Origin of the sequence: Thermococcus pacificus (assembly GCF_002214485.1) — an archaeon.
Lineage (GTDB): Archaea > Methanobacteriota_B > Thermococci > Thermococcales > Thermococcaceae > Thermococcus > Thermococcus pacificus.
In genome coordinates this window covers 1,469,463-1,481,055 of sequence record NZ_CP015102.1, presented here as the reverse complement: position 1 = coordinate 1,481,055, position 11,593 = coordinate 1,469,463, and the positions used below count along the sequence as shown (strand labels likewise).

Annotated in this window: 15 protein-coding genes and 1 pseudogene; 10 read left to right on the top strand and 6 right to left on the bottom strand. The window is 52.2% G+C overall.

The features are described 5' to 3' along the window. The first annotated feature begins 22 nt into the window (after positions 1-22). Positions 23-1,015, top strand: a complete 993-nt coding sequence (gene galT, locus A3L08_RS08150; RefSeq protein ID WP_088854536.1) for a galactose-1-phosphate uridylyltransferase — start codon at positions 23-25, stop codon at positions 1,013-1,015. Between the two features lie 8 nt (positions 1,016-1,023). On the opposite strand, the gene A3L08_RS08145 is transcribed toward galT, so the two are convergent. Beyond that, on the bottom strand, positions 1,024-1,563 hold the full coding sequence (locus A3L08_RS08145) for a nitroreductase family protein (protein ID WP_088854535.1): 540 nt from the start codon (positions 1,561-1,563) through the stop codon (positions 1,024-1,026). Here A3L08_RS08145 and A3L08_RS10270 point away from each other — a divergent pair. From A3L08_RS10270 to trpD, 6 genes and pseudogenes are all read left to right on the top strand, one after another. After that, the gene (locus tag A3L08_RS10270) at positions 1,510-1,788 is read left to right on the top strand and encodes a hypothetical protein (protein WP_335755223.1); all 279 of its coding nucleotides are present in this window, start codon (positions 1,510-1,512) and stop codon (positions 1,786-1,788) included. The genes A3L08_RS08145 and A3L08_RS10270 overlap by 54 nt on opposite strands. Then, complete coding sequence (locus A3L08_RS10265; protein ID WP_335755208.1) at positions 1,727-1,897, top strand: adenine nucleotide alpha hydrolase family protein; 171 nt, start codon at positions 1,727-1,729, stop codon at positions 1,895-1,897. The genes A3L08_RS10270 and A3L08_RS10265 overlap by 62 nt, the downstream gene beginning before the upstream one ends. A gap of 51 nt (positions 1,898-1,948) precedes the next feature. Then, entirely contained in the window at positions 1,949-2,470 is a 522-nt protein-coding gene (locus A3L08_RS08135) for a ferritin (RefSeq protein WP_088854534.1), read from the top strand. Between the two features lie 416 nt (positions 2,471-2,886). Beyond that, positions 2,887-3,978: an SLC13 family permease gene (locus A3L08_RS08130; RefSeq protein WP_232461707.1), complete on the top strand. Its 1,092-nt coding sequence runs from the start codon at positions 2,887-2,889 to the stop codon at positions 3,976-3,978. Positions 3,979-4,098: 120 nt separating this feature from the next. Next, the gene (trpC, locus tag A3L08_RS08125; RefSeq protein WP_088854533.1) at positions 4,099-4,806 is read left to right on the top strand and encodes an indole-3-glycerol phosphate synthase TrpC; all 708 of its coding nucleotides are present in this window, start codon (positions 4,099-4,101) and stop codon (positions 4,804-4,806) included. A gap of 44 nt (positions 4,807-4,850) precedes the next feature. Continuing rightward, a pseudogene (trpD, locus tag A3L08_RS08120) lies at positions 4,851-5,306 on the top strand (anthranilate phosphoribosyltransferase); the annotation flags it as partial. Between the two features lie 128 nt (positions 5,307-5,434). Here the strand turns inward: trpD and A3L08_RS08115 are convergent. From A3L08_RS08115 to A3L08_RS08100, 4 genes are all read right to left on the bottom strand, one after another. Then, positions 5,435-6,649, bottom strand: a complete 1,215-nt coding sequence (locus tag A3L08_RS08115; RefSeq protein WP_088854532.1) for a glycoside hydrolase family 1 protein — start codon at positions 6,647-6,649, stop codon at positions 5,435-5,437. Beyond that, positions 6,646-8,358, bottom strand: coding sequence for an amylo-alpha-1,6-glucosidase (locus A3L08_RS08110; protein WP_157721604.1), 1,713 nt, complete (start codon positions 8,356-8,358; stop codon positions 6,646-6,648). The genes A3L08_RS08115 and A3L08_RS08110 overlap by 4 nt, the downstream gene beginning before the upstream one ends. A gap of 50 nt (positions 8,359-8,408) precedes the next feature. After that, the gene (locus tag A3L08_RS08105) at positions 8,409-8,753 is read right to left on the bottom strand and encodes a hypothetical protein (RefSeq protein ID WP_088854530.1); all 345 of its coding nucleotides are present in this window, start codon (positions 8,751-8,753) and stop codon (positions 8,409-8,411) included. A 311-nt stretch (positions 8,754-9,064) separates the two neighbouring features. Then, positions 9,065-9,967: an SDR family oxidoreductase gene (locus tag A3L08_RS08100; protein ID WP_088854529.1), complete on the bottom strand. Its 903-nt coding sequence runs from the start codon at positions 9,965-9,967 to the stop codon at positions 9,065-9,067. 89 nt (positions 9,968-10,056) lie between these two features. Between A3L08_RS08100 and A3L08_RS08095 the strand changes: the two genes are divergently transcribed. The 3 genes from A3L08_RS08095 (at position 10,057) to A3L08_RS08085 (ending at position 11,461) form a co-directional block, all read left to right on the top strand. After that, on the top strand, positions 10,057-10,407 hold the full coding sequence (locus A3L08_RS08095) for a DUF302 domain-containing protein (protein WP_232461706.1): 351 nt from the start codon (positions 10,057-10,059) through the stop codon (positions 10,405-10,407). An 87-nt stretch (positions 10,408-10,494) separates the two neighbouring features. Next, positions 10,495-10,707 (top strand): heavy-metal-associated domain-containing protein, encoded by a 213-nt coding sequence (locus A3L08_RS08090; protein WP_394335141.1) that lies wholly within the window; start codon positions 10,495-10,497, stop codon positions 10,705-10,707. Between the two features lie 163 nt (positions 10,708-10,870). After that, positions 10,871-11,461, top strand: coding sequence for a SagB/ThcOx family dehydrogenase (locus A3L08_RS08085; RefSeq protein ID WP_088854526.1), 591 nt, complete (start codon positions 10,871-10,873; stop codon positions 11,459-11,461). Positions 11,462-11,471: 10 nt separating this feature from the next. On the opposite strand, the gene A3L08_RS10300 is transcribed toward A3L08_RS08085, so the two are convergent. Then, the gene (locus A3L08_RS10300) at positions 11,472-11,582 is read right to left on the bottom strand and encodes a TRASH domain-containing protein (RefSeq protein WP_088854525.1); all 111 of its coding nucleotides are present in this window, start codon (positions 11,580-11,582) and stop codon (positions 11,472-11,474) included. Positions 11,583-11,593: the final 11 nt, after the last annotated feature.

The window sequence follows — 11,593 nt, the reverse complement described above, 5'->3', positions numbered from 1 at the left end:
TAATTAAACTTGCGGTGGTAGGATGAGAGAACTCCGCTACAACCCTTTAACAGGACAGTGGGTAATGGTATCGGCGGTGAGAAAAAAGAGGCCTTGGAGGCCCAAGGATTACTGCCCCTTCTGCCCAGGGAGTGAGGAGACCGGCTACGGCTGGGAAGTCCTTATCCTGCCGAACCGCTTCCCGATGCTCTCCTTCGACGCACCAAGGCCAGAAAACGCTGGGTTCTACAAGAAGGCCCGCGCCATCGGCCAGTGCAGCGTGATAGTGGAAACCCCGGAGCACGACCTCAAGGACCTCGACTGGCTCACTCACGAGCAGATGGCCAAGGTTGTTAAATTATGGAAAAATGTAACTGAGGAATTAAAGAAAAATCCCAAAGTTGCCTACCTCGCCATCTTCAGGAACAAGGGCGAGGAAATCGGGGTAAGCCTCATACACCCCCACGGCCAGCTCTACGCGCTTCCGTTCATACCGCTGAAGGCGAGGCTCAAGCTTGAGAACTCAAGGAATTATTACAACCGCCACGGGGAGTGCCTCTTCTGCAGAATCCTCGAGGAAGAGCTCAAAGGGGAGAGGCTGATCTACGAGAACGGGAGCTTTGCCGTCTTCATGCCGTTCTTCGCGAGTTGGCCCTTTGAAATCCATATCTACCCAAAAAGGCACGTCCAGTGGCTGACCCAGCTGGAGGAAAACGAGGTGGAAGACCTAGCGGAGGCTATAAGGGTGGCCACGGGAACTCTCAACGAAGTCCTTGGCAGGGACATGCCCTACTCCATGATGGTCCTCCAGGCGCCCTTCAAAGGAAACTATGAGTTCTACCACCTTCACATAGAGTTCTACCCCATACTGCGCGACAACGGCAAGATAAAGTACGCCGCGGGAATAGAGATGGGGACGTGGGAGTTCACCTACGACGGTGTTCCAGAAGAGAACGCCGAGAAGCTGAGGGAGGCGTGTAAAAAGGTTTTAGGAAGGCTTGGTGCGAAAGGGGGATGTCCTGAAGCCGTGGAATGAGCAGGGGGTTAGGGTTTAAACGGCCTCCCGAACTCGTTTTTACTAGCCTTTTCCCATTCGAAAACCTCATCCCCGTGCGGAGGCTTCTTCTCCGCGGGATAGCCAATCCCAATGATGCAGAGGACTCGGTAGTTTTCGGGGATGTTCAAGAGCTCCCTGACGTAGTCCTCGGCCGTTTTATCTTCACTGTGCACCCTGTTCCTTATCTGCACCCAGAAGGAGCTTAAACCAAGGGCAAAACTGGCCAGATGAATGTGCTCCGCCGCTATGCTTGCATCCTCAATCCATACGTCGCTCCTGCTCTCGTCAGCCGTGATAACTATCGCCAGCGGCGCGGTGGCCAGACCCGAAGCCCCGAGCTTGGCCTTAGACAGAGCCTTCAACTTCTCCTTGTCGTCAACCACGATGAAGTGCCAGGGCCTTTTGTTGAAGGAACTCGGTGAGAGGAAGGCCGCCTCTAAGAGCTTCTCCACAAGCTCCTCCGGAACGGGCTTATCCTGAAAGCGCCTCACGCTTCTCCTCCTGCGAAGGACTTCGAAGAACTCCATGCCACCACCATTAAGGGTTCTCCAAAGGCTTTAATACCCTTACGCCGCTTCCCATGCATCGTCACCGGAGACAGCCTCAGTCAGGTCGCCAGTCAGATCCTCGCCAACCTCTACTTTGGGACCATGAGCGCGTTGATTCCCCGCCCACAGGCCCCTCCTGGGCATGGACAAGGAGGAGATAGTGGCGATAGCCAGGGGGATGGGAACCTACGGGGCGTTCCTTGAGTACCCCTACTGCGACTGTCCCTTCCATCCGGAGAGGGTCGTGACAGGGGGTAAACTTGAAGAGTTCGAAAGGGTAAGGGGAGAGCTCAAAAAAGTGGGCCTCATATGAACGGAACTAAAACTTAAATACTCCAAATGAGAACATACTACGGTGATGGCGATGTTGAGTGAAAGGATGCTTAAGGCCCTGAACGAACAGATGAACAAGGAGCTCTATTCCGCGTATCTCTACTTTGCTATGGCAGCTTACTTCGATGATCTCAGCCTCGAAGGCTTTGCAAACTGGATGAAGGCCCAGGCGGAGGAGGAGCTCGGCCACGCGTTGAGGTTTTACAACTACATCTACGACCGGAACGGAAGGGTTGAACTCGGGGAAGTTCCGAAGCCGCCTAAGGAGTGGGAGTCCCCGGTTAAGGCCTTTGAGGCGGCCTACGAACACGAGCAGTTCATAAGCAGGTCAATTCACGAGCTGGCGGCTCTGGCGGAGGAGGAAAAGGACTACCCGACGAGGGCGTTCCTCGAATGGTTCATCAATGAACAGGTTGAGGAAGAGGCCAACGTGAAGAAGATTCTCGACCAGCTCAAACTCGCCCAGGACAGTCCGCAGATGGTCTTCATGCTCGACAGAGAGCTTGGCGCGAGGGCTCCCCAGCTTCCGGGCCTCCTGCTGCAGGGTGAGTGATACTCCTTTTTATTCCACTTTTTGAGAATAGAAGCTTTAAATCCCAATCGTGATTAGTACGAATCATGATTGGTGAATTTGTGGACCGCGAAAACGAGCTTAAGTTGCTCGAGGAGCGGTGGGCGAATCTTCCCTCGTTTGTGGATTGATATGGGGGGAGGTCTGGAAAAACCCGCCTTTTAGTCGAGTTTTCAAAGGAAAAAATAGGCGTTCTTTTACACGTTTATGGACTTCTTCGTTCAGTTCTTTCTGGGGATGCTCATCTACGGGGGTTCAAAGGATAGAGTCCTCCGTTACGGTTCGGATGTTCTCTCCTTCTGACTTAAACCTAACCTCCCGCTGCTTATCCCAGCAGTATCCCATCTCACTGGAAAGCTTTATAATCCGCGTTTGTGTCTCGGGGGCGGTGGGGGATAGTGGCTAGGGGCCTGAAGGAATTTATAAGGAGGGAATGGTTCCTCTCCTCACTCCTCGTGCTCTACGTAGTCCTGCTTCTCAGAGACGGCTCGCTTCTCAAAAGGACGCCTGCTCTCATAGACTGGGGCGGGCTTTCACTGATAACCTCGCTTATACTCGTCTCCAGAGGACTTGAACTGTCAGGGGCCTTCATGAGGCTCTCGCTCCAAATCATTGCCCTCTCCCGCGGTTCAGAAAGGAGGCTTGCCCTGATTCTCCTCCCGGCCATAGCGTTGTCGTCGGCAATCATAATGAACGATACAGCCATGCTTATTTTCATCCCCTTTATTGTAGCTCTCTCGCGCCTCATTGAGAGGGACATGACAGCTTTGGTCGTCTTTTCGGCCATAGCGGCGAACGTCGGCTCCGCCCTGACCCCGATAGGAAACCCCCAGAACATAATAATCTGGAGATATTACGGCGTTCCCTTCCCGGACTTCGTGGCCTATATGCTCCCCTTCGTCCTGCTCTGGCTGATCCTTCTCCTCCTCTTTGCCTTTGTGACATTCAGAGGTTCCCTCCCCGAAAGAAAGCTCCACCAAGTGAAGGTTCGTGAAGGCCTGCTGTGGAGTTCACTCTTCCTGCTGATAGCTAACATCGTGCTCGCCCGGGAAGGAAAGGCCCTCTGGACGTTGCCCCTCACCGTGGGAGTCCTCTTTCTGGTCGGGAGGGACGTTTTACTCAGCTTCGACTGGGCCCTGGTGTTGACCTTCGCATTCATCTTCGTGGATTTCGGCGAACTCTCCGAGATTATGGCCTCGCTGGGTCTCCACCCACCTTCATCGGAGATCGGGCTTTTCATCTCTTCAGCACTCCTCAGCCAGGTGGTGAGCAACGTGCCCGCCACTGTCCTGCTCCTTTCCGCAGAGAACTGGGGCCCGCTCGCCGTAGGAGTTAACGCCGGCGGGACGGGCTTTATGGTGGGCTCACTGGCGAACCTGATAGCGATAAGGATAGCGCGGATGAGCATAAGGAAGTTCCACCGCTATTCGGTGCCGTATTTCCTTCTAATCCTTCCTCTATCCACCCTGTTCCTCTGGATTCTCCCTTAGGCGGAATTCGGTTGGTGAAACGCGCTCCAAACCTTCCTCGGAGAAGCCGCTGGTCAGGTTTGCCTGTCCAAGCATTTAAATGCTCCAATCTCCACTGCAAAAGCGGTGATCCTACGATGGGTGAGGGTTTTTGGCCTCAGCAGGGCAATTAGGAAAAGCAAAAAGAACGCCGTGATAGCGGAGCTAAAGGTCTATTCTCCCAAATATGGAGACCTCTTAAATGGCAGGGACCCCTTTGAGATCCTGAGGGCGTATGAGCGGGCCGGGGCCGTTGGAATTTCTTACATCACCGAGCCCCAGTATTTTCACGGAAGCTTCGAGTTCCTGAAAAGGCTTTGCAGGGAAACAGAGCTGCCGGTCCTCAGAAAGGACTTCATAACGACAAAGGAAGAGATAGAGAGAACTGCTGAAGCCGAAGCCTCGGCGGTTCTCCTCATAGCACGCCTCCTCGGCGAAAGCCTTGGGGAGTTCGTTGATTATGCAAAAGAGCATGGATTGGACAGCCTCGTCGAGGTTCACAGCAGGAAGGAACTTTCCCTGGCCGTTGAAACGGAGACAACGATGATAGGGATCAACAACAGGGACATAAGAAAGCTCGAACTCGATGACGGGAACGTGAGCCTCACCGAGGAGCTGGCACCCCTGATTCCGAGGAGGTACGTCAGGGTCAGCGAGAGCGGAATATCCTCAGTTGAAGACCTCAGAAGGGCGTTGAAACACGCCGATGCCGCCCTCATAGACACGGCCCTAATGAAGGTGGACGATCCAGAGAAGTTCCTCAGACAGCTTCGTGGAGGTGAGGTTATGAGCCTTCTGGAAAAAAGCTGATAGAGCGAAAGAACCTGAGCTTCGAAGAGGCCTACGAGCTATTCATGGAGCTGAAGAACGAGAGCGACGTCAGAATAGCGGCATACCTTGCGTCGCTCCAGACGAAGGGCTTCACGGGAGAGGAGATAGCGGGCCTCGCGAGGGCCATGCGGGACAGTGCTGTAAAGGTGAACCTTGGAGAGGTCGGCGATACAGCCGGAACCGGCGGGGACGGTTCCTCAACGATAAACGTAAGCACAGCATCGGCGATTGTACTATCGTACTTCACCAGGGTGGCAAAGCACGGCAACGTCTCAATAACCTCAAAGAGCGGCTCCGCCAACGTCCTGGAGGCGATGGGAATAAACATCCGGCTCCCGCCCGAGAAAGCCAGAGAGATGGTGGAGAAGACCAACTTCACCTTCCTCTTTGCACCCCTATATCATCCCGCACTAAAGCCGATAATGCCGGTGAGGAAAGCCCTGAAGTTTAAGACAGTGTTCAACGTCCTCGGGCCCCTCCCCGAGGAGGGCCAGGAAGTAAGCCCTGTGAGTGTAGCTCTTCGACGGTGGGGCCCTCACCTCTCCCTGTATTTCTTCCTGTGGCCTTATAATTACCCGCATACGTTATTCGGACGGCTGTGCGCTATTTATGTTTTTGGGCAGGTCTCCCTGCCTTGATAGGGGAAGTTTTTGGCAAGCCGTCCATAGGCGAAGGCGCTCTTTTTTGGAATACGCTCCCATGTCTCTGGATTAAACGAGACCAACCCAAACTTGGGAACAAAACCTTTGTCCCACTCATAGTTGTCGATGAACGACCAGTAGAAGTAGCCTCTGACATCGTATCCCTCTTCCATGGCTTTTTTAACCCAATTGAGGTGATCCTGAATGAATTTGATCCTTTCGTCTTCGTTCTCGGTGGCTATGCCGTTTTCAGTTATATATATCGGCTTTCCATATTTGGAAGCTTTCACTATCGCTTCGTATATACCTCTAGGATAGATTTTCCACCCCATTTGAGTCCTCCCGTAGCCCCCGAATTCGTACTCGTAAAGACCCCTGAGAGGTTCTGTATCCTTAGAAACAATGTGGAGTGTGTAGTAATTCACCCCAATAAAATCCATGGACGAGGGAAGAACTCTCATATCTCCAAGGGGCGTTTTGAGAACTCCCTCGAATATTGCGTCGAGGAAATAGAAGGTCTGAAGGTTCTCAACTTCTTCGGCAACTTCCCCATCTGGAAACTTTATGGATGGCATGCTTTTGACTATACCAACTTCGTGCTTTCCGCTCAGCGTCTCATAAGCTATGGAATGTGCGTTGATCAGGTTCTTTTCCACCTGAAATGCCGTCTTTGGATCGCGAAGGAAAGGCGGCCAGTTTCCGGTAAGGTAGCCCTCGATGACGAGCTCCATCGGTTCGTTTGTAGTCGCTATGAGCCTTACACCATTGAGGATGTCGGAGACTGCATTAAGGTATCTTTCCCAGTACTTAAGGTTCTCATCCCTTGCGAAGCCGCCCTTTAGGGCGAACCATGTCGGTAGCGTAAAGTGGTGCAGGGTCACCATGGGGTCAATTTTGCTCTTAAGGAGCAGCTCTATGATCTCCCTGTATCTCGCGAGCGCCTCTTCGTTTATTTTGTCCTCCTCTGGAAATATCCTGCCCCATTCTATTGAAAAGCGGTAGGCATTGTAGCCGAGTTCTGCCATCAATTTTATATCCTCTTCGTATTTCTCCCAGTGGTTGCAGGCCTTACCGGCCTTGGGAAGTCTTCCCTTTTCGCTCCAGTACCACCAGTCGCTCCACCTGTTGTCCCCTTCAATTTGATAAGCTGCTGTGGACGTTCCGAACAAAAATTTCCTCATTCTTTCACCTCCATTAGGTTAATAAGTTCAACAGCACCCGCGGCGCTCCACGCTTGAGGGGAATTCGCGTAGGGCAGGGGAGTAAGTTCTTCCAGCCCGCTGAAAAGCTCCGGGATTTTTCCTAACCTGTATAGAGCGTTCAAAAGTGATGAAGCCAGTTTAAGGGCCTGATTCTTAAACCCAGCTTTCCATAGCCCGAGAACAATTATAGCGTTGTCATGGGGCCACACACTGCCGTTGTGATAGCTGAAGGGGTCATAGGCCCTTTCCTTTGAGCTGAGAGTTCTAATTCCCCATCCTGAGAACATATCCCCCTCAATCAATCTCTCGGCAACCGCTCTGGCCCTCTCCTCCGGCAGTATCCCGGTAATTAGAAGATGCCCCATATTGGAAGAAACCACCTTTGAAAGCCGGTTTTCGCCATCTAAAGCTATTCCATAATGTTCCCCGGTCCAGAACTCTTTGTTAAACCTCCTTTTCAATCTCTCGGCTGTCTTTTCGAGCATCTTTTCATCGTAATCCGTTAGATTGAGTTCAGACGCCGTTTTAAGGGCCAAATATGCGTATCCCTGGACTTCCACAACCGCGACAGGGTGCTTAACCTGCACCCCATTTTCATCGGGTATGCTGTTCTTCCAGTCCTTCCATCCCTGGTTCTCCAGACCTAGAGGAGTTTTGTCGTATCTTATATAGCCCCCTCCCTCTTCCAAACGTCTCAGAATCCATTCCACTGCCATGTTCAAATTGTTTTTTATTGAATCAAGAAAAGCCCTATCTTCGGTTCTTTTGAGGTATTCACCAGCCAAGGCAACATAAAGGGGTGTCGCATCAACGGTGCCGTAGTACGGGTTGAACGGTATCACTCCCGCCTGACAGAGTTCACCAAATCTGAACTCGTGGGGAATCTTTCCGGGCTCCTCTTCAGTCTTAGCGTTGAATCGCTTTCCCTGAAGCCGGGAGAGAACTTTCAGGACCCCTCTGGCTATTTGGGGGTACTCCTCCAGCAAAAAGAGCGCCGTCCAGATTGAGTCCCTGCCGAACACCGCTCCAAAGTCCGGAAGACCGGCGAGGGGGAAGGGATACCCATCTATGTCAACTATCAACTGTTCCAAGTCCTCAATGGCCCTGAGGTAAACAGCCGATTCAACCCTTTCAAGGGGTTTCCAGTTGAACTGGAAAGACGCTTTCCTGAATGTTGGAAGCAGAAATTCCCCTTCAACGAAAGGAGTTGCTGAGAATTCAATCCTCCCAAACCCTCTGGGGGGAATGGAAACCCTGAAACTCTCCCCTGAGATCCTTACGGTTCTCCTTCTCCCATCCATTCCGAGATAGGCGTAGACATTTCCCTCGCGTTCGATTTTTCTCTGTGGAGATGCCTGGGGATAATCCCTTTCAAGAATGTCCGCCATGGGGACGGTAAAGACGTATCTCCCTTCAATGACCCTCTCGTCATCAGCCCGGCTGAAAAAGATCACCCTCTCCCTGTAACCCCCTCCCAGCTTGACCCTTCTTACGGCCCTGATGCCCTCTCCGGAGTACGTGATTACCACTTCATCGCTGGAGCGAGTGATTTCGAGGGGCTCCAAAGGAACGCTGGTGGACAGCCTTATTCCGCTTAAAAAGAGCGTATCGTAGGCGTAGAAATCCACAGTCCCTTCTTCTGCCTTAAAGACCAAAAATTCGTGGCCAGAAGAGATTACGTGCCTCATAGTGCTTCCCCCACACCTGTAGTTAAGGGACTTGATATATGCTTTTTGGTTCATCTCAGCTTGGTCACCATTACCTCCCCAAACCTGTTCCATTCATGGATAAGGTTTTCTGGCTCCTCAGCCAGGGCAAAGAACGCCGGCCCCTTCCCGCTCAAGTCGGGGATAGCGCCAAGCTCAAGGGCGATCTTAATCGGCTCCGGGTTATAACCGAGGTAGGTTGAATATACCGGACCGTTCAACACGAGGGCCTTTTTCCACCCGCCTCTAAGGGCGAGCTCAAAGGCTTCCTCAACGTAAGGTGCTATAACCGAGAAGTCCCTCCCGCGGAGGCTTTCCGTCAGAACCCTTTCCTCCGGAAGGAGAACTACCATAGGGGTTTTCTCGACATCTTCCATCTTCAGCACTTCGTCCGAACGGTTGTCTGTCAGACAGAGGGAACCCAAAGTAGGGAGGCACAGGCATCGTCGAAGGCACCGGTGAATCGACCGCCGTCCCAGATAAATAGCCGTGAGATTGTTCACTCAAAAATCAAAAGAGCCCCAGAAAGGTCATTGTTTAGCCTCCTCACGGATAATCCTTATCGCCCAGTAAACGCGAGCAGGCATCGAACAGTTGAAAATGAAAGAAGAGCAATTGTCAGGTTTTCCTCTTTTCTTCCCGCTAGAGAGCTTTTTGAGTGTCTATCAGGCAGGGCAACGCAGGCATCTCATCCTTCGAGGAGCTCCTTCAATACCTCACGCATCTCATCCCTGTCTTTCTTTGCCCTCTCTATGAGCGTCCTTATCATTGAGGCCAGCTCTGTATCCTGGAGGAGCATCTTAATGGAGTCCTCTATGACGTTTTCGTCAATGTATATCATCTTCTTCGTCATTCCGCCGTCTATGACCACGTTGATACCCGTCATCCAGCCGGCTTCGTCGGAAGCCAGAAAAGCAACGAGCGCGGCAACATCCTCCGGCCGTCCGACCCTTCCAGCAGGGTGCTGTCCGTGGTCAAGGGGGCTTAACTCAGGTTTTCTTGGGGGTATCTGCCACTCACTCGTGTCTATCCAGCCGGGAGAAACTGCCAGGACCCTTATCCTGTAAGGCGCGAGGCTCATCGCGAGGGCGTGCGTTAGTGCGAGCAATCCGCCCTTGGAGGCCGAATATGGCTCCGTATTCGGCTCGGACTGGAGTGCCCTCGTGGAGGCTATGTTTATTATCACACCTCCTCTCTCCTTCATGTATCTGACCGCATGTTTGGCACATAGATAGGGCCCGGTGAGGTTAACATCTATTACTCTCCTCCACTCATCAAGCGTCTGGAGCTCCAGAGGTTTTCCGTATCCTATGCCGGCATTGTTCACAAGGACGTCGATCGAGCCAAAAGTTTCATAAACCTCCTCAATGGCTTTGGAAACTTCCTCCTCAACGGAGACGTCCGCCTTGAAGAACTTGACCGATAAACCCATTGAAGTGAGCTGCTTCTCCCTTACCCTTCCTGCCTCTTCGTCAACGTCCAGGATGGCCGTTTTACAGCCCTCAGATGCGAGGCGGTGGGCTATCGCCGCACCTATGCCCCTTGCACCCCCGGTTACGATGCAGGTTTTGCCCTCAAATCTACCGGACATTTTAACACCTCCCAGAGCCCTTCCTGTCGTTTAAGCATTTCCCAAGCCCATACTCCTAGAATATACTTCTTTTTAAGAAAGTTTACGCCGTGGAAAAGCGGGAAGAGAGGCTCGATTACTTGAAGAAGCGCCTTGAAGAGGAGGGCTTTCTCCTCATAGGGGAGCGTATTCCAGTGGCCATTGTAGGGAGGGAAGACGGAATTGTGGCAGACTACCACCTCCTCTTCATCTGCCACAGCGAGCTCGTGGAGGAACTGATCAGGATAGACCCGAACATAGGTGCCCTTCTCCCGTGCACTGGCTTCGGCTACCGCAGGGAGGACGGGAACTACCTCGGCGTTACCCTGCCAAGTGTAGCGTGGAAAATAGCTGGAGAAGATGTGGCTAGGCTTATGAAGCCTATGGAGGAAAGAGTTATCAAGATTGTAAACTCCTCATGATTCCCAATTTTTCAGGCTTTCTTCTATGGATTTTCCATTCTGGGAACGATAAGCCCCATAAGCTTTCTCTCCGAGTTCTAAGTGGTGATGCTAATGACGAAGGCAGTTTTGAAGATACCCAACATGAGCTGCAAGCACTGCGTTATGAGGATTGAGAAGGCAATAAAGAGTGCTGGTGCAGAGGGGAAGGCCGACCTCGAGACCAAAACGGCAGTGGTCGAGTTCGACCCCGGAAAGGTCCGCCTGGAGGAGATAATCAAAGCCATCGAGAGGTATGGCTACGAGGTGAAGTTGGGCTGAACGCTGATTAACACTCTCTCCAGAATGGAGCCAGTGAGGAACTTAACTTAAAGGTGAATGCGAAGAGAAACCCACTGTTTTCGCTTTTCCCTGTAGGGCCTAATTTGGAGAAACTGGGGTAACTTTTATGTGAAAAAACGCTCATTAATTTCTGGGTGATGGTATGGAGGTCAAACTGCCCGAGCCGAGGACTCAAGGTGAAATGAGCCTTGAGGAAGCAATATACAGGAGAAGGAGCATAAGGGGATACACGACAGAACCACTGACCATTGAAGAGCTTTCCCAGCTTCTATGGGCCGCTTATGGAATAAACGCCTGGGGTAAGAGGACGTCTCCAAGCGCTGGGGCGAGGTATCCTTTCGAGGTCTACGTGGTAGTGGGCAATGTGGAAGGCCTTAGGCCAGGTCTCTGCCACTACGATGGGAAGAACCATGTTCTAAAGCTTATTCGCGAGGGAGACTTGAGGAAGGAGCTTGCAAGCGCATGCCTTGGACAGAGGCATGTTGAGGAAGCCCCGGTCAACATTGTAATAGCGGCCCACTACGAAAGGACGACGAGCAGATATGGACAGAGGGGGATAAGGTACGTCCACATCGATGCGGGACATATGGGGCAGAATATTTATCTTCAAGCGACGGCGTTGGGCCTTGGAACCGTTGCTGTTGGCGCTTTCCGGGACGATGAGGTCAAAAGGGTAATCGGCGTTGAAGGGGAGCCCCTGTACATCTTCCCCGTTGGGAGGCCCGTGGAGTAAAGGCACTGGTTTAGAAATTGAATTGGAAGTTCCCAAAACTAAATCGCAGTGCAGGCCTGTAGACTATCGGCTCGCCTGTAATCTCTTTCCCGCAGTAGTTGCAAATAACAGGGGATACCATTTTTTCATCAA